The sequence below is a fragment of the Cryptosporangium sp. NPDC051539 genome, assembly GCF_044454545.1.
GTDB lineage: Bacteria > Actinomycetota > Actinomycetes > Mycobacteriales > Cryptosporangiaceae > Cryptosporangium.
In genome coordinates this window covers 797,760-817,044 of sequence record NZ_JBITDV010000002.1, presented here as the reverse complement: position 1 = coordinate 817,044, position 19,285 = coordinate 797,760, and the positions used below count along the sequence as shown (strand labels likewise).

Below are 19,285 nucleotides of genomic sequence, written 5' to 3'. Positions count from 1 at the left end.
GCGGTCCTGATGGATAGCTGACTGTTGAGCGTCCTAAACCGGGTGGAATCGCCTGGCCGCGTGGGGACCTCTCGTCGTTGCCTGCTACACAGGTGTGGCGTATCCGAGTGGGGAGAAAACCGATGGGCCTGATGGACAAGATCCGCGGCGAGTTCATCGACATCATCGAGTGGCTCGATGACAGCCGCGACACGATCGTCTGGCGGTTCCCGCGCTACCAGAACGAGATCAAGATGGGCGCCAAGCTCATCGTGCGCGAGTCGCAGGTCGCGGTGTTCGTCAACGAGGGCCAGATCGCGGACGCGTTCGGGCCCGGCACGTACACGCTCGAGACCCAGAACCTGCCGATCCTCTCGACGCTCAAGGGGTGGAAGTACGGGTTCAACTCGCCGTGGAAGGCCGAGGTGTACTTCGTCAACACCCGGGTCTTCACCGACATGAAGTGGGGCACGCAGAACCCGGTCACGGTCCGCGACCCGGAGTTCGGCGTGGTGCGCCTGCGCGCGTTCGGTGCGTACGCGGTCCGGGTGTCGGACCCGAAGAAGCTGCTCACCGAACTGGTCGGCACCGACCCGCAGTTCCGCACCGAAGAGGTCGCCGAATATCTCCGGCAGCTGACCGTGAGCCACCTCGGCAGCGCGCTCGCGACCGCCCAGGTGCCGATGATCGACCTGGCCGCTCACCAGCAGGAGATCGGGCAGAAACTCGCCGCGGTGCTGAGCGAAGACCTGTCCGGGATCGGCATCGTGATCCCCCGGTTCATCATCGAGAACATCTCGGTGCCGCCGGAGGTCGAGCAGGCGCTGGACAAGCGCACCCAGATGGGGGTGCTCGGCAACCTCGACCAGTACACGAAGTTCCAGACCGCGAACGCGATCGAGGACGCCGCGAACAACCCCGGTGGGGGTGCCGGCGAGGGCTTCGGGCTGGGGCTCGGGATGGCCGCCGGTCAGCGGATGGCGCAGTCGATGAACCAGGCCGCTCCGGCCGCCGGACCGCCACCACTGCCGACGACCGAGTGGTACATCGGCACCGGCGGTCAGCAGGCCGGTCCGTTCGACGACGCCGGGCTGGCCGCGCAGGCACGCAGCGGGGCGCTGACCCGTTCCACGCTGGTGTGGAAGCAGGGCATGGCCCAGTGGCTGCCCGCCGAGCAGGTGTCGGAACTGGCCGGCGTGCTCGGCGCCGTTCCGCCTCCCCTGCCACCGCAGTGAGCGCACCGCAGACGCAGCGGGTCTTCCCCTGCACGAACTGCGGCGCGAACCTGGAGTTCGCGCCCGGCACCGACGCGTTGCAGTGCCCCTACTGCGGCAGCCGGCAGCACATCCAGGTGGCCGCCGACCGGGCCGTGCGCGAACACTCCTGGGACGAGTTCGTCCGGCTGCCCCGCAAGCCGGTCGCGACGCTGGCCAACTACGTCTTCACCTGCCCCGGCTGCGGCGCGGTCACGGAGTCGGACGCGATCTCCGACCGATGTCAGTTCTGCGGCGCGCCGGTGGTGGCCAACGTCGACACCGGGGAGATGGTCGTCCCGGAGGCCGTGCTGCCGTTCACGGTCGACCGGGCCGGCGTGCGGGACGCGCTGCAGAAATGGGTGGCGAGCCGCTGGTTCGCGCCGAACCAGCTGAAGAAGGTCACGACCGCGGAGACCGTCCGCAGCACGTACCTCCCGCACTGGACGTACGACGCCAGCACGCAGTCGTCGTATACCGGTGAGCGCGGCGAGTACTACTACGTGACCGAGACGTACACGGTGCGGGACGACAACGGCCAGGAACGCACCGAGACCCGCCAGGTCCGGCACACCCGCTGGTGGCCGGCGAGCGGCTCGGTGTGGCGGGACTTCGACGACATCCTGGTGCGCGGCACCGGCAAGGTGCCGCCGGAGCGCCTGGACGCGCTCGAACCGTGGCCGCTGACCGAGTCCAAGCCCTACGACCCGAACTTCCTGGCCGGTCACCAGACGCTGCGGTACGACGTCGAGCCCGAGGAGGGCATGGGCGTCGCCCGCAACCGGATGGCGTCGGTCATCGAGTCGGACTGCCGGCAGGACATCGGCGGTGACGAGCAGCGCGTGCACTCGGTGAACACCAGCTACTCGCGGGTGATGTTCAAGCTGATGCTGCTACCGGTGTGGATCTGCGCGTACCTGTACGCGGGCACGACCTACCAGGTGCTGATCAACGGACGCACCGCCGAGGTGGCGGGCGACCGGCCGTTCAGCAAGCTGAAGATCGCGCTGGCGGTGCTGGCCGGGCTGCTCGTGGTGGCCGCGGTGGTCACGTTCTTCGTCCTGCGCCGCTGAGCGGTGGCGGGCCATCCCCTCAGGCCGGGGTGTTCCGCACTGTCCGCTGAGTGGCGTCGGGGGCCGGGAGGGCGTCGCCGCGGGTGCGCAGGGCTTCGCGGATCACGGCGCCGTCGCCCGGGCGTCCGTGCAGCCAGCCCTGGCCCTCGTCGCACCCGTGGCGGGCGAGCAGCGCGGCCTGGTGCACCTCCTCGACCCCCTCGGCGACCGTACGCAGCCCCATCGCCGACGCGAGCGCGGTGATCGCCGTGATCAGCGGAGCCGAGGTCGCCTCGGGCGGGATCGCGGCGACGAACGACCGGTCGATCTTCAGGATGTCGGCGGGCAGGTGGCTGAGCCGGCTCAGCGACGACCAGCCGGTGCCGAAGTCGTCGATCGCCACCCGGATGCCGAGCGCCCGGAGCCGGCGCAGGGTCGTGAGCGCGATCGGGGAGTCGGCTTCGAGCGTGCTCTCGGTCACCTCCAGCACCAGGCGCTCCGGCGGCAGCCCGGACGCGATCAGCACCTCCGCGACCTGCTCGTAGTAGTCGTGCTGGTGCAACTCACGGCCCGAGACGTTGACCGCGACCTTGGCCGGGACGGCCCGCGTCCAGGTCGCGGCCTCCCGGCAGGCCGACTCGAGCACGAACCGGCCGAGTTCGGCGACGAAACCGCTGCGCTCGGCTTGCGGGATGAAGTCGACCGGCGAGACCGGGCCGCGGCCCGGGCGGGTCCAGCGCAGCAGCGCTTCGGCGCCGGTGACCGCGCCCGACTTCAGATCGGTGATCGGCTGGTAGGCGACCGTGAACTCACCGGCCGTCAGCGCCGAGGCCATCTCGGCCCAGCTGTCGGCGGCGGTGTCGGCGCTGCAGAAGATCCGGCTTCCACCGGCGCGGCGAGCCTCGTCGAGGGCGGTGTCGGCCCGGCCGGCCAGCGTGGCCGGGGTGTCGCCGGGACGCCATCCGGCCACCCCGGCGGAGAACCGCGTCCGGTCGTCGGCCCGGAAACGCTCGAGCGTCGCGATCGTGTCCGCCCCGGCCGCCGGGACGATCAGCGCGAACCGGTCGCTACCGGAGCGGGCGACGACGGTGTCGTCTGCCACGACCGCCACCAGATCGTGGCCGACCGCCTGGAGCAGGCGGTCGCCGGCCGGCACGCCCTGCTGGGCGTTGTACGCGCCGAAGTCGTCCAGGTCGAGGAACGCGATGCTCAGCGGACGGTCGGACCGGGCCGCGCGGGCGGTCGCCGCGTCCAGGGCCCGGTCGAACCCGCGCCGGTCGGGCAGACCGGTGAGGTCGTCGGTCTCCGCGCGCGCGGCCGCTCGCACCAGCCAGCCGAGGATGACCCCGAGGATGACGTTCTGGCCGGACATCGCGATGACCGCCGCCCAGGGCACGGCGTCCCACTGCAGCTTCGCGACGAGCAGCGTCACGACGCTGAGGAACTGGAGCACCCAGGCGGCCGGCCAGGTGAAGAACGCGAACGCGAAGATCGTGACGAGCGTCAGCTGGGCGGCGAGCGCCATCGCCAGGATCTGGCCGCGCTCGACCCGCACACCGATCCCGATCGCCCCGATCGCGACGACGGCCAGCGCGTAGTACACCGCCGGGCTCATCCGGATGCCCCGGACCGCGACGACGCCCAGCCCGCAGCCGAGCAGGATCGCGAGGACCGCCAGCGCGAGGACCGGAGTGCGACCCCGTTCCCCCGCCAGCAGCGCGCACGCCAGGCCGATCGCACCGCCGACCAGGTACGACGCTCCGGCGATGGCGGCCATCGCGCGGCCGGTCGCGATCACCGGCCGTCGGAACCCGCGCAACCGGAGCCCGCACAACCGGAAACCGCGCAGCCGGAGCCCCCCGCGCAGTGCCGCGAGCACGTCGGGCGTCATACGTGTCCCATCGACCGTTCCGTCTCCGAGCGGAGGGTTCCGCACCCGTCGTCACTAGGCTGGGAGCGTGCTTGTCGTCACAACGACGACGAAGGAGGAATGGTGACGGACCCGGGGCCGGCCCAAGGCCCGCTGCACGAATACTTCGCCGAGGGCGGTGCCCCGGAGTCCGCCGCTGCGGACCTCGTCCGCCTGGTGAACGGCGTGCTGTCGCCGGAACCGGCCGAGCTCCCGCCGGACGCGGCGACCGTACTGTCGGCACTGGCGACTCTGCGCGAGGTCCAGGCCGAGCTGACCCGCTGGGAGCCGCGGCTCGTGGACGCGGCGCGACGGCTCGGCGTGAGCTGGCACGATCTGGCGCCCGCGCTCGGGGTCGCCAGCAGGCAGGCCGCCGAACGCCGCTATCTGCGGTCCCGCGCGGCCCGGGACGACGAGCCGGGCACGACCCGGGACGAACGCGTCCGCAACGAGCGCGACCGGCGGGCGGAGGATCGCGCGGTCGTGGAGTGGGCCCGCCGCCACGCCGCCACGCTGCGACAGATCGCCGCGCGGGTCGCGGACCTCCACGGCCTGCCGGAGCTCGACGAACCAGCACGCCACAGCGTCGGCCGGGTGCACGAGACGCTCGGTGCCGACGACACGTCCGCGTTGATCGCCCCGCTCCGGGCGGCCCGGGATTCGCTCGGTGCGAGCCATCCCGCGCTCGCGAAGTCGATCGACGACGTCATCGAGCGCACGGAGGCGCTCCGGGGCGACACCCGTCGGCAGCGGCACGGCAGCCGGGACTGAAATTTGTCGTCTTTTCGACGACAGGGGACTTGTCATCGTTCCGATGACGAGTTAGAAAAGACCTGCGCGTTGACCACCGATACAGGACTCGAGGAGGACGCCATGTTGATGCGCACCGACCCGTTCCGGCAGCTCGACCAGCTCACGCAGCAGCTCTTCGGCGACGGGTCCGGCACCTGGTCGAAGCCCGCGGTGATTCCGATGGACGCCTACCGGGTGGGCGACGAATTCGTCGTCGACTTCGATCTTCCGGGCGTCACGCCCGACGCCGTCGAACTCGACGTCGAGCGCAACGTACTCACGGTCCGCGCCGAGCGCCGGCCGAAGGCCGAGCAGCCGGCCGAGATGCAGGTCCGGGAACGCCCGCTGGGCGTGTTCACCCGGCAGCTCTTCCTCGGCGACACCCTGGACGCCGAACGCATCCACGCGTCCTGCGACAACGGCGTGCTGACGCTGCGCATCCCGGTCCGCGAGCAGGCGAAGCCGCGCAAGATCGCGATCGCGCACGCCGACACCGCCCCGAGGCAGATCGACGCCTAGACCAGGTGCACGTCCGCTCCGGCGGAGCGGCGGCCCACCCGGCCGCCGCTCCGCCCCAGCCGCTCCGCCCCAGCCGCTCCGGCTCAGCCGGGAGGGGCCCGGTGGGCGGCCTTCAGCGCGGACGCGAAGTCTCCGACGAGGTCGTCCGGGGCCGGGTAACCGGGGAAGTAGGCGCAGATCCGGTCGCAGTCGCCGAACCGGCGGACGATCTCCGCGGCCACCTCGTCCGGGGTGCCGCAGACCGCGAGCGTGTCGACCATCTCGTCGGTGATCAGGCCGGTCATCGCGTTCCACTCGCCCCGCTTCGACCGCGCGTTCAGCTCCGGCTGCAGGTCTCCCCAGCCTTCGACGTCCAGCACCGGGCGGTACGACGGCGTCGAGCCGTAGAACGCGAGCAGCCACCTGACGGCCCGGGCCGCCTCGAGCTCCTCGGCCGTCCGCCCGACGCCGACGATGACCTCCGCGGTCACCTCGAAGCCCGTCCGCTCCCCCAGCCCGGCCCGGATCGCGGGCCAGGTGCGCTCGCGCATGTGCCTGGCGGAGTTGAACGGCATCACCAGGAGGCCGTCGGCCACCTCCGCCGCCATTTGCGTCATCTTCGGCCCGAGTGCGCCGACCAGCACCTTCGGCACCCCGTACGGGTTCGGCCCCGGGTCGAACGCCGGCGTCATCAGCGTGTGGGCGGTGTACTCGCCGCGGAAGTCCAGCCGGGTGCCGTCCTGCCAGCTGTTCAGGATCGCCTTGGTGGCGAGCACCCACTCCCGCATCTGTGCGACCGGTTTGCCCCACTGCGCCCCGTACCGCTTCTCGACGTGCGTCCGGATCTGCGAACCGAGCCCCAGCCGGAACCGGCCCCGCGAGAGCAACTGCAGGTCGTAGGCCGCGTGCGCCAGGTGCATCGGGCTGCGCGGGAACGCGATCGCCACGTTCGTCATCAGGTCGAGCGAACACACCGGCGCGGCCGCCACCAGCGGGAAGAACACGTCGTGGGCGTTCTCGAACGTGAACACCCCGTCGACACCCACCGCCTCGAGCGCTCGCGCGCGCCCGGCTGCGCTCGTGACCGAATCCGCCAGCATGACGTCGAGCTTCATGGTGGATACTTTATATAGTTCAGCGCCTCACCGGAGCGGCAGCGACGGAGAGCCGGCGCGGGCCCGAGCTTCCCCTGCGGCCGGCCGCGCTCAGCCGGCGGTGACGGCCCGGAACACGATCACGTCGCGGAAGTTCGTGCCGTCGACCTGGTAGGCGAAGCACCCCGGCCCGCTGACCGTCGTCGTCGCCGGCATGTCGTTGTCCTTCTCGGTCAGCACGATGCTGTAGCCGCCGTCCACCTTCTCGGCCCATTCGGAGAGCCTGGCGAAGGCGGTGCCGGTGCCGTCGATCCGGGCGGCGCGGATCAGTACCGGCCCGGCGTAGCCGGCGCCGATCCAGCGGACCTTCTTGCCGTAGGTACCGTCCGGGTTCTTGTCGTCCGGACGCAACTCGAGCGTGGCGCCCTTCCCGGTGAAGTAGTAGGCGACCGGGGCCACCGGCCCACGACCGAGGACGCCCACCCCGTCGTCGTTCGTGAGTGAGCTCCGCAGGGCGTGCTCGGCGGTCATCGGGCAGGGAGCGCCCTTGGCGACCGTCGGGAGGCGCAGGGCCGGGACCGGCGAGAGCCGCGGCGTCGGTGACCCCGAGGCCGACGGGGAGGCCGGGGGCGATGCCGCCGAGGACGGCGCCGGCTGCGGGGAGGAGTTCCCCGAGCAGGCGGCGACGGTCAGAATCACCCCGGTGAGCAGCACTGCTCCGAAACGACGGCCCATAACTCCACTATCGACCCGGTTCCGGGCCCGTGTGATACCAATCCGATCACGGGGACAGATCCGCGCTCGGGCGCTCCCAGATGCGGGTCGGGTCGTTCAGCGCGTCGACGTGCCACAGCAGGACCGGGATCGTCGGCGTGACGAGCCGGCCGCCCCGCACGGTCGCGGTGTTGCCGGTCGCCAGCGGCACACCACTCGCGTTGAGGCTGGTCAGGTAGTTCGTGTTCGCCGGCCGCCGGTCCGGGAGCAGCGCGTCGGCGAGCAGCACGGCGTCCCAGGCCGGGACGAGGAACGCGCCCAGGTCGTTCGCGCGGCAGGGCTGGCTGGTCAGCTTGACGGCGGCGTCCAGCGTGCAGGCGTGCAGCAGCTGCCCGTCGCGGGCGGTGGCGCCCCGGTCGGCACACTCGAAGGGCTGTCCTTCCGGGAGCCCCAGCAGCTCGCGATTGGCGTCCACCTGCATCTGGTCGTGGAGCGTGGTGAACGTGGACGGGGTGAGGTCCGCGCACGCGGGGCCACCGACGTAGTAGTCGACCGGCCAGTCGGCGGTGCTGACCGCACGCAGGCGGTAGTCGGCCATGAAGCGGCTGACCGAGCTGTCGGCGAGCACCATCCGCGGGCGGGAGTGGCCGCAGAGCACCTCGATCCGCTGCACGAAGCCGGCGAAGCGGGTCCAGCGGTCGGCGAAGAACAGGACGGTCGGCGGGCCCTGGGTGGTCGAGTCGCAGCCGGTCTCGTCGAGGCGTCCGAGCTCGGTGACGCGCCGCGCGGTCGCGCCCCGGGCTCCCTTCACCGCCGACAGCAAGTCGTTGACCAGCGACGTCGTGTACTTGTCGGTCGGGTCCTGGTGCTGGTAGATGTCCATCCGGAAGCCCTGCGGGAAGCGGCGGGCGACCCGGGCGACCGTGTCCCGGGCGTAGTCCAGGTTCGACGGCGCGAGCTGGAAGTAGCCCGGGCGGTCGACGAACGGGCGGCCGGGTGCACCGAGGTCGGCCAGCAGGTTCGGCGCGACGAACGGGATGCCTGCGGTGAGCAGCCGGTTGATCGCGCTCTGGGTGGTGTCGCGGCTGTCGCCGCCGCCGATGACCACGACCCGCTCGCCGAGCGCCTCCTTGCGCTCCACGATCAGCTTCGCGACGTCGTCGGCGTGCCGGACGTCCTGGGTGGCGTCGGCGATGACGACGTGGACGTGGTGGCCGGTGCCGGCGTCGACGTGGGTCTGGGCGAACAGCAGGGCGCGGAGCTGGTCGCGCTCGGACGGATAGTCGCGGCCGTCCGCGCAGCGGGTCGCGTCCGCCGGAGCAGGATCGCAGGAGAGGGCGCCGAACCAGACGACGGTGAGGTCACCGTCGTCCAGCGGCTGGTTCTGGGCCAGGATCCGGCGCTGCAGACCGATGGTGACCGGGTCGGCGCCGAACGCGGACCGGCCGAAGACCCCGGCGTCGGCCGTGTCGAGTAGCCCGTAGCAGCGGTCGCCGTCGGCGGTGGAGCGCAGGACCGTGATTCCGCTCGACGTCGGCAGCGTGTAGCAGCCCTGCCGGACGCCGGGCAGCCAGTCTTCCCTGGTCCAGCCCAGGAACGCGAGTGTCAGCGTGAGGACGGCCAGGATGACGTGGTGGGACGTGGTGAGCGCGGGCTGGCGGACCAGCCGGACGAGCTTGTCGGAGACCAGCACCGGGAACACCACCGCGGCGACCGAGACGGCGAGCGCGCGGGCCTCGGTGCTGCCCCGGAACGCGGTCGCCGCGAACACCGTGACGGTCGCGAAGATGATCGCCATCGCGCCGATCAGCGCGACGAGCCGCAGGTTGGGGCTGAGCAGCGTGGCGATCGCGCCCAGGAGGACCGCGATCAGGATCGTCCCGATGCCGACGTAACCGGTGATCGCGGCGTTCACCATCAGGATCAGCAGCGCGAGGACCGCGGCGAGGCGTGACCGGGTCGCGGGCAGGTAGCGCGTGAGCCATTCCGGCGCGTGACGGTCGGGACGCGGGCGGCGCAGCGCGTTGAACAGGGCGATCGCGGCGTAGAGCCCGGCGGTGGCGCCGAGGACGAGCAGGATCGCCCACAGGCCGGCGGTGCCGCCGGAGAGGGTTCTCAGCAGGATGACGACAGCCAGGAGGACCGCGGCGAGCTGGAGGAGCGTGGTGCCGGTCAGGATCGATCGGCCGACGCGGACGAGCTTCTTCATCGCCACCCCGGAGCGCTGAGGGAGCCACCGATGGTAGGGCGTTCGCGCTCGCGGGTGGACGGTGGCCGGGCGACCAGGTTGTCGTACAGGTGATCGAAGAAATGTCGTACAGTCGTGATATGGCGACCGAGCTCAGTCCGCGGCAGCGGCAGATCCTTCGCGTGGTCCGGCGGTCGACGGATGAGCGCGGGTATCCGCCGTCCATCCGGGAGATCTGTAGCGAGGTGGGGCTGACGTCCACGTCGTCGGTGGCGCGGCAGTTGGGGATCCTGGAGGGTCTCGGGCTGGTGAGCCGGAGCACCCGGTCGGCCCGCGCCCTGGATGCGCGCGGAGGGCGGGCCGGTGGTGGGGACGTGGCCGAGGGCGGCGGGATCGTTCTGGTGCCGCTGCTGGGAGCCATCGCGGCCGGGGCGCCGATTCCGGCTCACGAGGACTTCGAGGAGAACTTCACGCTGCCGACCAGCCTGGTCGGGCACGGTGAGCTGTTCGCGCTGCGCGTCCGGGGCGACTCGATGATCGAGGCCGCGATCTGCCACGGCGACATCGTCGTCGTGCGGCGCCAGGCGACGGCCGAGAGCGGCGAGATCGTCGCCGCGATGCTCGACGGCGAGGCGACCGTGAAGGAGCTCGAGCTCGCGTCCGGACACGTGCGGCTCCTGCCCCGCAACGAGCACTACGAACCGATCCCCGCCGACGACGCCGAGATCCTCGGCCGCGTGGTGAGCGTCCTGCGCCGGCTCTCGTGACCGGAGAGGGTTCTGGACGCCGGTATCCGAATTGACCGGCGCGCGACGATTCCCGTGTGGACGAAATCACGCGCGCGAACCGGACGGCCTGGCACAACGCCGGCGAGAAGTACCTCCGCGAGTACGACGAGCTGCTCACGATCGCCCGGGCCGGGGAATCGCTCACCGACATCGAGCGCGAGGTCCTCGCCGACGTGCTGCGGCGCGCGCCCGACGTCGTCCACCTGCAGAGCGGCGACGGCGTCGACGACGCCTCGCTCGTCCGGGCCGGGGCCGCGTCGGTCGTCGGGGTCGACTACAGCGAGGTCGCGGTGCCTACCGTCCAGCGCCGCGCCGTCGAGCTCGGCCTCCCCTGCCGCTACGTCGTCGGCGTGCTGCCGGGTGCGCCGCTGGCGGCCGGCTGCGCCGACCTGGTCTACACCGGCAAGGGCGCGCTCATCTGGATGCCTGATCTGGACGCCTGGGCGGCGGACATCGCCCGCCTGCTCCGGCCGTCCGGGCACCTGTTCGTGTACGACGGCCACCCGGCCTTCTCGATCTGGACGACGGACGAGGACTATCCGCGCGTCCGTCCCGACCGCAGCTACTTCGCGCGCAGCTACGTGGGCGACGACACGTTCCCGGGCTACGGTGCGGTCGAATTCCAGTGGACGATCGGGCAGATCGTCACCGCCGTGGCTCGCGCCGGGCTGGAGATCGTGCACCTGGCCGAGCACCCCGAACCGTTCTGGCGCTACGCCGAGAGGGACTGCGCGGCCTGGGGCGGCCGGCTCCCGAACACGTTCTCCCTGCTAGCCCGCCGCCGCGGCGAACCGCCGGGCTAGGTCAGCGAACGCGCGGCGCAGCTCGGGCGGGCCGACCACCTCGATGTCGGCGTCGAAGCGTCCCAGCGACGCGGCGAGGCTCGTCCAGGACCAGCCGCCGAGCGTGACCCGGCACCGGTCGGGACCGACCGCCTCGACGAGCGCGTCCCCGGCATAGGTCGAGACCAGCGCCGCCGGCCGGCCCAGAACGACTTCCCCCCGCAGCGGCCACCCTCCGAAGCCGTTCTCCCGCCCACCGCGCCCGCGCGCGGCGGCGCTGCTCCGGCCCGATCCGGCGTCGGACGCGTCGCCACCGCGGAAGCGGCGGGTCACGAACGCGGCGACGTCCCCGCCCGGGACGTCGCGCGCGGCGAAGCGCGGTCCCGTGGGCGTGCGCGGGGTCATCCGGTCGGCGCGGAACGTCCGCCAGTCGGCGCGATCGAGATCCCAGGCCACCAGGTACCACCGCCGGCCCCACGTCACCAGGTGGTACGGCTCCACCCGCCGGGGCGGCACGAACCCGCCTACGACGCCGCCGCCCGAAGCCGACGCTCCCGCGTGGTCGAACCGCAACACCTCGCGCGCCCGGATCGCGTCGCCGATCGCGAGCAGCACCCCCGTGTCGGCCTGCGGCGGCGCGGCCGGCGCCACCGCGGTGACCTCGAACGCGTCGATCCGGTGCCGCAACCGGGACGGCATGACCTGCCGCACGGTGGCGAGCGCCCGGGCGGCGGCCTCCTCGATCCCCGCCCCGGACGTCACCGCCAGCCGCAGCGCCACCGCCAGCGCGACCGCCTGCTCGTCGTCGAACAGCAGCGGCGGCAGCTGCGACCCGGCGTCCAGCCGGTAACCGCCGTCCGGGCCCTTGACCGCGGCGATCGGGTACCCCAGCTCACGCAACCGGTCCACGTCCCGCCGCACGGTCCGCGGACTCACGTCCAGACGCTCGGCCAGCAACTGCCCGGGCCAGTCCCGCCGCGCCTGCAGGAGCGAGAGCAGCGAGAGCAACCGCGCCGAGGGAGGAAGCATGAGACCGATGATGCCTCCGATAGCGGCCCGAAGCTGACCTCTATTGCCGGAAGACTGCGACCATGATGCTGAGCACCCGCGCACTCAACCGCGCGACGCTGGCCCGCCAGCTCCTCCTCGAGCGCGCCGACCTCGAGGTCGGGAGCGCGGTGGCGCACCTCGGCGGCCTCCAGGCCCAGGAGCCGCAGGAACCGTTCGTCGGGCTCTGGTCCCGGCTGCGGACGTTCGACCCGGCGTCGCTGTCGGGCCTGCTGCGGGAGAAGCGAGTGGTACGCACGCACCTCATGCGCCGGACCGTCCACCTGGTCACCGCCACGGACGCGCTGGCCTGGCGGTCCCGGCACGACGCGATGCTGCGGCAGCGGATGCTCGGCGTCTACCGGGCCGACCTCGCTTGCCTCGACCTGAACGAACTGCGAGCCGCGGGGGCCGCGCTGTTCGCCGACGACGTACCGAGGTCGATGGGTGAGGTCGGCCGCGCGCTGGCGGAGCGCTGGCCGGCCCCCGGGGCGCGGATCCTCGGCGAGGCCGTGGTCGCCGCGCTCGTGCCGACCGTGCAGTTGCCGCCGCGCGGGCTCTGGCGCACGAACGCCGGGGTGAAGACCCTGCCGATCGAGAGGTGGCTCGGCACCGACGTCGACCCGCCGGCCCCGGACGGCACCGACCCGGTCGGCGTCGCACTCGTCCGGCGCTATCTGGCCGCGTTCGGACCCGCCGCGACGGCGGATCTGCGGGCGTGGTGCGGGCTCGCCGGGCTGCCGAAAGCCGTCGCCGAGGTGCGGCCGGAGCTGGTCTCGTTCCGCGACGAACGGGGTCGTGAGCTGCTCGATCTGCCGGATGCGCCGCGCCCGGACGAGGACACACCGGCACCGGTCAGGTTCCTGCCGGCATTCGACAACGCGATCCTGGGCTACGACGACCGCTCCCGGATCATCGACGACGAGCACAAGGGGTTGTCGGTGGCCGGCGTCCGCGTCGTCCTCGTCGACGGACGAGTCGCCGGCACCTGGACCGTCCAGGACGACGTCGTGCAGGTCACGCCCCTGCGCGCGCTGACCCGCGCCGACCGTACGGCGCTCACCGAAGAGGCCCGCGCCGTCGCCGGGTTCCTCTCGGACGGCGCCACCACCCGGGCCCGCGTCGCCGCCTCCCCGCGCTGAGGCGCCACCGGCTCGGGCCCGGCCCGGCGCTCCGGCGTTTCTGGGTGAACCCTCAGCCGTCGCCCAGGAACCGGCCCGATGCTGGGTCCATGGCTTCCCGACGCACTTACCACGGCAGACCGCTCGCCCGGCCGGACGAGGAACTCGTCGACCAGGGCCTCGACTTCGACCTGGGCACCCTGTTCAGCCGGCGCTCGGCTCTCGCGGTGCTGGGGCTCGGTGCGGTCGCGGCCGGCGCCGCGGCGTGCGGTTCGGACGCGTCACCGGCCGGTGCGAGCGAGCTGACCGAGATCCCGGACGAGACCGCCGGGCCCTATCCGGGCGACGGCTCGAACGGCCCGGACGTGCTCGAGCAGAGCGGGATCGTCCGCAGCGACATCCGGTCGAGTTTCGGCACGTCGACCGGCACCGCCGAGGGCATCCCGATGACGCTCGAACTCTCGATCGTCGACCTGGCGAACGGCGACGAGCCGTTCGCGGGCGTGGCCGTCTACGTCTGGCACTGCGACCGCGAGGGCCGGTATTCGCTGTACTCCGACGGCGTCACCGACCAGAACTACCTCCGTGGCGTCCAGGTCGCCGATGCCTCCGGCGTCGTCCGTTTCACCAGCGTTTTTCCGGCCTGCTACAGCGGGCGGTGGCCGCACGTCCACTTCGAGGTGTACCCCGACCGGGCCGGCCTCGCCGACTCGACCACGGCGATCGCGACCTCGCAGGTCGCGCTGCCGAAGGACGTGTGTACGACCGCGTACCAGGTGTCCGGCTACCAGAAGTCGGTCGCGAACCTGGCCCGGGTGTCGCTGTCGAACGACAACGTCTTCGGGGACGATTCCGGAGCCCACCAGCTGGGCACCGTGACGGGCGACGCGACGAAGGGATACACCGTCTCCCTGAAAGTCCCGGTCGACACCACCACCACCACGCCGACCCGGTCGTGACGGCGTTTCCGCGCCGCGGGATCGGAATATCTCCGTACCGGGGAACTTGTACCCGACAGCACACGATTCTCGACGGAAGAAGGCGGCATGGCTGAGAAGCCCGTAATCGAGCCCGGTCCGGACCACCCGATCACGGTCACGCCGAACCACAACCGCGTCATCGTCACGGTCGCCGGCAAGGTCGTCGCAGACACCCGCAACGCCCTGACGCTGCAGGAATCGACGTACCCGCCGGTGCAGTACATCCCGCTCGCCGACGTGGACCAGTCACTGCTCGAGCGCACCACCACCGAGACGTACTGCCCGTTCAAGGGCGATGCGAGCTACTACTCGATCCCGCTCGGCGGCGAGAACTCGACCGACGCGGTCTGGGAGTACCAGGCTCCGCACGACGCCGTCGCCGCGATCAAGGGCCACGTCGCGTTCTGGGACGGCCGCGTCGACGCCATCGACGTCGAGGCCGAGGGCGCCCGCGCCTGATCGGTCCGGCACCGCCCGGCCCCTCCGACCGGGCGGTGCCGCCCCGCCGTAAGCCTCCGGCCCCGCCGTAAGCCTCCGGCCGCTCCGGCGGCCCGGCCGCCGTGGTGACCGCCGGCCGACCCGCACCTCGGTGCCGGGAGCCCGACGGCCGTCAGAGGCGACGCAGGATTTCGTCGACCACCAGGCCCGGCCGTTCGAACATCAGGTTGTGACCCGCGCCCTCGGCCACGACGAGCCGCCCGGCGGTCGCCGGGTGCGCGGTTGGCCGCGACCGGCGTGCCGCACCGGCGGAGATGCCCTTGCCGGCGGAGATGCCCCCACCGGCGGAGAGGGTCGTGACCGGCAGGTCACCGAGGTCCGGTGGAGCCGCGCGCAGTGCCGCCAGGCCGGGCCGGTAGTGGCGCACCTCGGCGGCGAAGGCCCGCGCCGCCCGACGGCTGAAGCACTCGTCGCGGAGCTGCGCGTACAGGCCGGGGGGGCAGCGAGCCGGTGCAGGGTGCGCGGCTCACGGTCGGGTGTGCTGGTGGCGAAACCCGCCCGGTCGTACACGACCGTGCGGGCCTTCGCCGCGACCGCGGGAGCGACCAGCCCCCAGCACACCCCCGACAGGCCGAGGCCGGCTTCGAAGACGACGGTCGTCTCGCCCGCACCGGCTCGGCGCAGGTGCAGGCGGCGGCCGTCGACCTCGGCGTACCCGGATTCGCCGAGCGGATGGGTGCTCAGAGCTTCGAGGCCTTCGTGAGGTCGGCGGCCAGCTCGGCGTAGATCTTCGCGTACGACCGGTAGGAGTACGGTGCCGCCGCGTACCACGGGTAGACCTGACCGGCCTTCACCGCGGGCAGGTTCGCCCAGGTCGCGATCTTCGCCAGGTCGGCTTTCGAGCCCTCGTAGGTGCGGGCGTCGACCAGGATCACGTCGGCGTCCTGATACGTGGGTGCCTCCTCCCAGCTCTGCTGGGCGAAGACGTCGGTGTCCTTCGACTTCCCGGTCGGCTCCATCAGGTCGAGCCCCTGGTTCTTGAGGGTCGTGCCCTCGGGCAGCTTCGTGGGCTTGGCCGCGTACAGGGCGTCCTTGCCGGGCGACATCATCGCGACCTTGAGGCCGGAGGACTTCGCGACCTCGCTGATCTGCTTCAGCGCGGCGTCGTAGTCGGCTTTCGCGGTCTTGAGCGCGTCGCTTCCGGTGTCGGCGCCGAGCTTGCCGGCCAGGTCGACGAACGTCTGGATGGCCTCGTCGGTGGTCCGGTAGTTGCCCGGCACCGCGAGGGTCGGTGCCAGCTTCTCGACGCGATCGGCCTGGGCCTGGGGCACGTACCAGAGCGCCTTGTCGTCGAACGTGTAGTCGATCAGCAGGTTCGGGTTCATCAACGCGTACTTCTCGGTGTCGAACTCGCCGTACGTCTTGCCGATGACCTGGATCTTCTTCAGGTCGACGGAGCCCGCCTGGAAGCTGAGCCTGCCGTCGGCGCCCGGCGCCAGCTCGCCGTAGGCACCGGCGACCTGGTAGCCCGCGTCCCAGAGCGCGGCCGCGACGCTGCTCTGCGCGACCACCGTTTTCGGGGCGGTCCCGATCGAGACGGCCTGGTGGCCCGTGCGGGCGTCCTCGAACTCGAACGGCCCGGCCGGCGCGGAGCCGGCGGACGACGACGTCCCGGCATCCGAGCCGCCGCAGGCGGCGAGGACGAGCGACGCGGCGACGGCGATCGTGACACCGGCAACACGGAGTTTCACGGGGATTCCTTTCCCACGGCGAGGTGCGAGGTCACTCGCGGGATCACGAGCGGTGTGCCGGATTCCGGGTCGTCGATGACCCGGCACGGAAGGCCGAAGACGTCCTCGATGAGGTCGGGGGTGAGGACCTCTCCGGGCCGGCCTTCGGCCACGATCGCGCCGTCCTTCATCGCCACCAGATGCGTGGCGTAGCGGGCGGCGAGGTTCAGGTCGTGCAACACCGCCACCAGCGTCGATCCGCGCTCGCGGCGCAGGCGCGCGCAGAGGTCGAGGACGTCGATCTGGTGCGCGATGTCGAGGTAGGTGGTCGGTTCGTCGAGCAGCAGGATGTCGGTTTCCTGGGCCAGCGCGAGGGCCAGCCAGACCCGCTGGCGCTGGCCGCCGGAGAGCTCGTCGAAGAGCCGGGGCGCGAGCTCGGCGGTGTCGGTGAGTGCGAGCGCGGAGTCCACCGCGGCCTGGTCGGCCGGGGACCACTGACGCAGCAGCGACTGGTGCGGGTACCGGCCGCGGGCCACCAGATCGAAGACGCTGATCGCGTCCGGTGCGGTCTGGGACTGCGGGAGCAGCCCGAGGCGCCGGGCGACCTCCTTCGACGAGTACCCGCCGATCGCCTTGCCGTCGAGCACGATCGATCCGCTCCCCGGCTTGAGCAGCCGGGCGAGCCCGCGCAGGAGCGTCGATTTCCCGCTGCCGTTCGCGCCGACGATCGCGGTGAACGACCCGTCCGGAACGCTGAGCGTGAGATTGCGGACGATCGGACGGCCGTCGTAGCCGAGCGCGACGCCGTCGGCGTGCAACCGGGTCATGCGCGGCCCCTCTTTCGTTCGCGGCTGAGCAGCCAGGCCAGATAGAGCCCACCGACGACCCCCGTGACGACGCCGACCGGCAGTTGCCGGGGCTGGAACGCTTCCCGGGCGGCGAAGTCGGCCAGCACCAGCAGCACGCCGCCGACCAGGCCGGAGGCCACCAGATTCGGCCCGGCCGCCCGGGTGAGGCGACGGGCGATCTGGGGCGCCGGGAGCGCGACGAACTGGATCGGACCGCCCACCGACACGGCGGCCGACGCGAGCAGCACGCCGACGGCGACCGCTCCGATGCGGGCGCGCCCGACGTGCAGGCCGAGGCTCGTCGAGCGCTCGTCGGAGAACTCGCTCAGGCTCAGCGGCCGCGCCAGCACCGCGCACAGCACCAGGCCGACGACGAGGACGCCGCTCATCAGCCGCACCTCGGTCCATTCGCGACCGGCCAGGTTGCCGACGATCCACACCGAGGCGCTCTGGGCGTCGTACAGCTGCGAACGGACGATGAGCAGCGAGTTGATCGAGTTCAGCAGCAGCGCCGCGCCGAGGCCGACGAGCACCAGGCGCAACGGAGCGACGCCGCGGTGCGCGGAGAGCCCGAACACCAGCGCCGCCGTGACCACACCGCCGGCCACCGCACCGGCGGAGGTGCCGATCCCTCCGCCCTGCAGGAGCAGCAGCACGACCAGCGCCCCGGTCGTGGCGCCCTGGGTGAAGCCGACGACGTCGGGGCTGCCGAGCGGGTTGCGGGTGAGCGACTGGAAGATCCCGCCGGAGATGCCGAGCGCCGCGCCGACGAGGGCCGCGGTGAGCGCGCGGGGCAGGCGCAGTTCGCCGAGGATCAGCTGCTCGACCGGGGTGCCGTGGCCGGCGATCGTCGCGAGGACCCGGGACACCGGGAACGAGTTGACCCCGGCCGAGAGCGAGACGAGGACTGCTGCCACCAGCGCGAGCGCGAGCGCCGCGCACACCGCCAGCGACCGCCGGTGCAGCCGCACCGAGTACCCGCCCGCCGCGAGCACCGCAACCGAGCCCACCGGGCCCACCGGGCCCACCGCATCACCGCCCACCGCGGCCGCGGAGCGGGCGGTCATGCGGCGGCCAGCATCCGGCGGCGGACGAGCGCGATGAACAGCGGATCGCCGAGGATCGACGCGACCAGGCCGGCCTCGATCTCCGCGCCGCCCGACACGATCCGCCCGAGCGTGTCGCACAGCACCAGGAACAGCGCCGCGAGCAGCATCGAGAGTGGCACCGCGCGCCGCTGATCCGGCCCGACCAGCCATCTCGCCACGTGCGGCACGGTCAGCCCGACGAACACGATCGGGCCGGCCACCGCGGTCGCGCCGCCGCACAGCAACGTGATCGCGACCCCGGTCGCGGCCCGCACCCGGCCGATCCCGAGCCCGAGCGCCCGGGACGTGTCGTCACCCAGCGCCAGCGCGTTGAGCGCGGGCGTGACGACCAGCGCCGCCAGGGCGCCGACCGCGATGAACGGTAACGCGGCGAGCAGTCCGTCGTACCCACGGTTGACGACGGACCCGACCACCCAGAACCGCATCTCGTCGAACGTGTTCTGGTCGCGCATGGCCAGCGCGTTCATGTACGCGAACAGCACCGCGGTGAGCGCGGCGCCCGCGAGCGCGAGCCGGGCCGGCGTGGTCGCCGCCCGTCCCCCGCCCCCGAGCAGGTAGACGACGACCGACCCGAACGCGGCGCCCAGGAGCGCGAGCCACACCTGCGGGAACCCGCTCGAGATACCGAAGAAGCTGAACCCGGTGACGACCGCCGCAGCCGCGCCCGCGTTGACGCCCAGCAGGCCGGGGTCCGCCAGCGGGTTGCGCGTCAGCGCCTGCATGAGCGCACCGGCGGCGCCGAGCGCGAGGCCGACGACCACCGCGACGACCGTGCGCTCGAGCCGGAGCCCGCGCACGATGTCGGCGGCGTCTCCGTGGGCATCCGGCAGCAGCGCGCGGACGGCGGCCTCGGGCGAGATCGACTGGCGCCCCACCATGAGGCTCAGCACGACGACACCGACGAGAGCCGCCGCCGCGGACGCGAAGATCGTCAGCTGTCGGCCGAGCACCCGGGCTTTCACG

The 19,285-nt window shown here is 72.3% G+C and carries 19 protein-coding genes; 9 read left to right on the top strand and 10 right to left on the bottom strand.

Going from position 1 to position 19,285, the window contains the following annotated elements; genetic code table 11:
- Window positions 1-122 precede the first annotated feature (122 nt).
- Together ACIBZJ_RS09785 and ACIBZJ_RS09780 are read left to right on the top strand one after the other, a co-directional pair.
- Window positions 123-1,214, top strand: a complete 1,092-nt coding sequence (locus tag ACIBZJ_RS09785) for an SPFH domain-containing protein (RefSeq protein WP_395927523.1) — start codon at window positions 123-125, stop codon at window positions 1,212-1,214.
- Window positions 1,211-2,305, top strand: coding sequence for a hypothetical protein (locus ACIBZJ_RS09780; RefSeq protein ID WP_395927521.1), 1,095 nt, complete (start codon window positions 1,211-1,213; stop codon window positions 2,303-2,305). Before ACIBZJ_RS09785 ends, ACIBZJ_RS09780 begins: the two co-directional genes overlap by 4 nt.
- A 19-nt stretch (window positions 2,306-2,324) precedes the next feature.
- Here ACIBZJ_RS09780 and ACIBZJ_RS09775 read toward each other — a convergent pair whose 3' ends face one another.
- Window positions 2,325-4,175: a putative bifunctional diguanylate cyclase/phosphodiesterase gene (locus ACIBZJ_RS09775; RefSeq protein WP_395927519.1), complete on the bottom strand. Its 1,851-nt coding sequence runs from the start codon at window positions 4,173-4,175 to the stop codon at window positions 2,325-2,327.
- 99 nt (window positions 4,176-4,274) lie between these two features.
- Between ACIBZJ_RS09775 and ACIBZJ_RS09770 the strand changes: the two genes are divergently transcribed.
- Together ACIBZJ_RS09770 and ACIBZJ_RS09765 are read left to right on the top strand one after the other, a co-directional pair.
- Window positions 4,275-4,964, top strand: coding sequence for a hypothetical protein (locus tag ACIBZJ_RS09770; protein ID WP_395927517.1), 690 nt, complete (start codon window positions 4,275-4,277; stop codon window positions 4,962-4,964).
- A gap of 102 nt (window positions 4,965-5,066) precedes the next feature.
- On the top strand, window positions 5,067-5,504 hold the full coding sequence (locus ACIBZJ_RS09765) for an Hsp20/alpha crystallin family protein (protein ID WP_395927515.1): 438 nt from the start codon (window positions 5,067-5,069) through the stop codon (window positions 5,502-5,504).
- 83 nt (window positions 5,505-5,587) lie between these two features.
- Here the strand turns inward: ACIBZJ_RS09765 and ACIBZJ_RS09760 are convergent, their stop codons facing one another.
- From ACIBZJ_RS09760 to ACIBZJ_RS09750, 3 genes are all read right to left on the bottom strand, one after another.
- Complete coding sequence (locus tag ACIBZJ_RS09760; RefSeq protein WP_395927513.1) at window positions 5,588-6,598, bottom strand: TIGR03617 family F420-dependent LLM class oxidoreductase; 1,011 nt, start codon at window positions 6,596-6,598, stop codon at window positions 5,588-5,590.
- A 90-nt stretch (window positions 6,599-6,688) separates the two neighbouring features.
- Window positions 6,689-7,312: a hypothetical protein gene (locus ACIBZJ_RS09755; protein ID WP_395927511.1), complete on the bottom strand. Its 624-nt coding sequence runs from the start codon at window positions 7,310-7,312 to the stop codon at window positions 6,689-6,691.
- Between the two features lie 46 nt (window positions 7,313-7,358).
- Complete coding sequence (locus tag ACIBZJ_RS09750) at window positions 7,359-9,500, bottom strand: hypothetical protein (protein ID WP_395927509.1); 2,142 nt, start codon at window positions 9,498-9,500, stop codon at window positions 7,359-7,361.
- A 119-nt stretch (window positions 9,501-9,619) separates the two neighbouring features.
- Between ACIBZJ_RS09750 and lexA the strand changes: the two genes are divergently transcribed.
- A complete protein-coding gene (gene lexA / locus ACIBZJ_RS09745; protein ID WP_395927507.1) occupies window positions 9,620-10,246 on the top strand; it encodes a transcriptional repressor LexA in 627 nt (208 codons plus the stop codon).
- 56 nt (window positions 10,247-10,302) lie between these two features.
- On the top strand, window positions 10,303-11,070 hold the full coding sequence (locus ACIBZJ_RS09740; RefSeq protein WP_395927505.1) for a class I SAM-dependent methyltransferase: 768 nt from the start codon (window positions 10,303-10,305) through the stop codon (window positions 11,068-11,070).
- On the opposite strand, the gene ACIBZJ_RS09735 is transcribed toward ACIBZJ_RS09740, so the two are convergent.
- Window positions 11,038-12,078: a helix-turn-helix transcriptional regulator gene (locus ACIBZJ_RS09735; RefSeq protein WP_395927503.1), complete on the bottom strand. Its 1,041-nt coding sequence runs from the start codon at window positions 12,076-12,078 to the stop codon at window positions 11,038-11,040. The genes ACIBZJ_RS09740 and ACIBZJ_RS09735 overlap by 33 nt on opposite strands.
- Window positions 12,079-12,140: 62 nt before the next feature.
- On the opposite strand from ACIBZJ_RS09735, the gene ACIBZJ_RS09730 reads away from it, so the two are divergent.
- The 3 genes from ACIBZJ_RS09730 (at window position 12,141) to ACIBZJ_RS09720 (ending at window position 14,656) form a co-directional block, all read left to right on the top strand.
- Complete coding sequence (locus tag ACIBZJ_RS09730) at window positions 12,141-13,238, top strand: winged helix DNA-binding domain-containing protein (RefSeq protein ID WP_395927501.1); 1,098 nt, start codon at window positions 12,141-12,143, stop codon at window positions 13,236-13,238.
- 89 nt (window positions 13,239-13,327) lie between these two features.
- Window positions 13,328-14,176, top strand: coding sequence for an intradiol ring-cleavage dioxygenase (locus ACIBZJ_RS09725; protein ID WP_395927499.1), 849 nt, complete (start codon window positions 13,328-13,330; stop codon window positions 14,174-14,176).
- 87 nt (window positions 14,177-14,263) lie between these two features.
- Entirely contained in the window at window positions 14,264-14,656 is a 393-nt protein-coding gene (locus ACIBZJ_RS09720) for a DUF427 domain-containing protein (RefSeq protein ID WP_395927497.1), read from the top strand.
- 151 nt (window positions 14,657-14,807) lie between these two features.
- Here the strand turns inward: ACIBZJ_RS09720 and ACIBZJ_RS09715 are convergent, their stop codons facing one another.
- The 5 genes from ACIBZJ_RS09715 to ACIBZJ_RS09695 form a co-directional block, all read right to left on the bottom strand.
- Entirely contained in the window at window positions 14,808-15,062 is a 255-nt protein-coding gene (locus tag ACIBZJ_RS09715) for a hypothetical protein (protein ID WP_395927495.1), read from the bottom strand.
- Window positions 15,063-15,375: 313 nt separating this feature from the next.
- Window positions 15,376-16,386 carry an ABC transporter substrate-binding protein gene (locus tag ACIBZJ_RS09710; protein WP_395927493.1) on the bottom strand — a complete coding sequence of 337 codons (1,011 nt, stop codon included), beginning with the start codon at window positions 16,384-16,386 and terminating at the stop codon, window positions 15,376-15,378.
- Entirely contained in the window at window positions 16,383-17,192 is an 810-nt protein-coding gene (locus tag ACIBZJ_RS09705; RefSeq protein ID WP_395927491.1) for an ABC transporter ATP-binding protein, read from the bottom strand. Before ACIBZJ_RS09705 ends, ACIBZJ_RS09710 begins: the two co-directional genes overlap by 4 nt.
- The gene (locus ACIBZJ_RS09700) at window positions 17,189-18,280 is read right to left on the bottom strand and encodes a FecCD family ABC transporter permease (RefSeq protein WP_395927489.1); all 1,092 of its coding nucleotides are present in this window, start codon (window positions 18,278-18,280) and stop codon (window positions 17,189-17,191) included. The genes ACIBZJ_RS09705 and ACIBZJ_RS09700 overlap by 4 nt, the downstream gene beginning before the upstream one ends.
- Window positions 18,277-19,284 carry a FecCD family ABC transporter permease gene (locus tag ACIBZJ_RS09695; RefSeq protein WP_395927487.1) on the bottom strand — a complete coding sequence of 336 codons (1,008 nt, stop codon included), beginning with the start codon at window positions 19,282-19,284 and terminating at the stop codon, window positions 18,277-18,279. The genes ACIBZJ_RS09700 and ACIBZJ_RS09695 overlap by 4 nt, the downstream gene beginning before the upstream one ends.
- Window position 19,285 lies beyond the last annotated feature (1 nt).

Bases quoted from the DNA above. Each gene is read 5' to 3' on its own strand.
- ACIBZJ_RS09785 (WP_395927523.1), top strand. From the start codon at position 123: ATGGGCCTGATGGACAAGATCCGCGGCGAGTTCATCGACATCATCGAG.
- ACIBZJ_RS09775 (WP_395927519.1), bottom strand. From the start codon at position 4,175: ATGACGCCCGACGTGCTCGCGGCACTGCGCGGGGGGCTCCGGCTGCGC.
- ACIBZJ_RS09770 (WP_395927517.1), top strand. From the start codon at position 4,275: ATGGTGACGGACCCGGGGCCGGCCCAAGGCCCGCTGCACGAATACTTC.
- ACIBZJ_RS09765 (WP_395927515.1), top strand. From the start codon at position 5,067: ATGTTGATGCGCACCGACCCGTTCCGGCAGCTCGACCAGCTCACGCAG.
- ACIBZJ_RS09760 (WP_395927513.1), bottom strand. From the start codon at position 6,598: ATGAAGCTCGACGTCATGCTGGCGGATTCGGTCACGAGCGCAGCCGGG.
- ACIBZJ_RS09755 (WP_395927511.1), bottom strand. From the start codon at position 7,312: ATGGGCCGTCGTTTCGGAGCAGTGCTGCTCACCGGGGTGATTCTGACC.
- ACIBZJ_RS09750 (WP_395927509.1), bottom strand. From the start codon at position 9,500: ATGAAGAAGCTCGTCCGCGTCGGCCGATCGATCCTGACCGGCACCACG.
- lexA (WP_395927507.1), top strand. From the start codon at position 9,620: ATGGCGACCGAGCTCAGTCCGCGGCAGCGGCAGATCCTTCGCGTGGTC.
- ACIBZJ_RS09735 (WP_395927503.1), bottom strand. From the start codon at position 12,078: ATGCTTCCTCCCTCGGCGCGGTTGCTCTCGCTGCTCTCGCTCCTGCAG.
- ACIBZJ_RS09730 (WP_395927501.1), top strand. From the start codon at position 12,141: ATGATGCTGAGCACCCGCGCACTCAACCGCGCGACGCTGGCCCGCCAG.
- ACIBZJ_RS09725 (WP_395927499.1), top strand. From the start codon at position 13,328: ATGGCTTCCCGACGCACTTACCACGGCAGACCGCTCGCCCGGCCGGAC.
- ACIBZJ_RS09720 (WP_395927497.1), top strand. From the start codon at position 14,264: ATGGCTGAGAAGCCCGTAATCGAGCCCGGTCCGGACCACCCGATCACG.
- ACIBZJ_RS09705 (WP_395927491.1), bottom strand. From the start codon at position 17,192: ATGACCCGGTTGCACGCCGACGGCGTCGCGCTCGGCTACGACGGCCGT.
- ACIBZJ_RS09700 (WP_395927489.1), bottom strand. From the start codon at position 18,280: ATGACCGCCCGCTCCGCGGCCGCGGTGGGCGGTGATGCGGTGGGCCCG.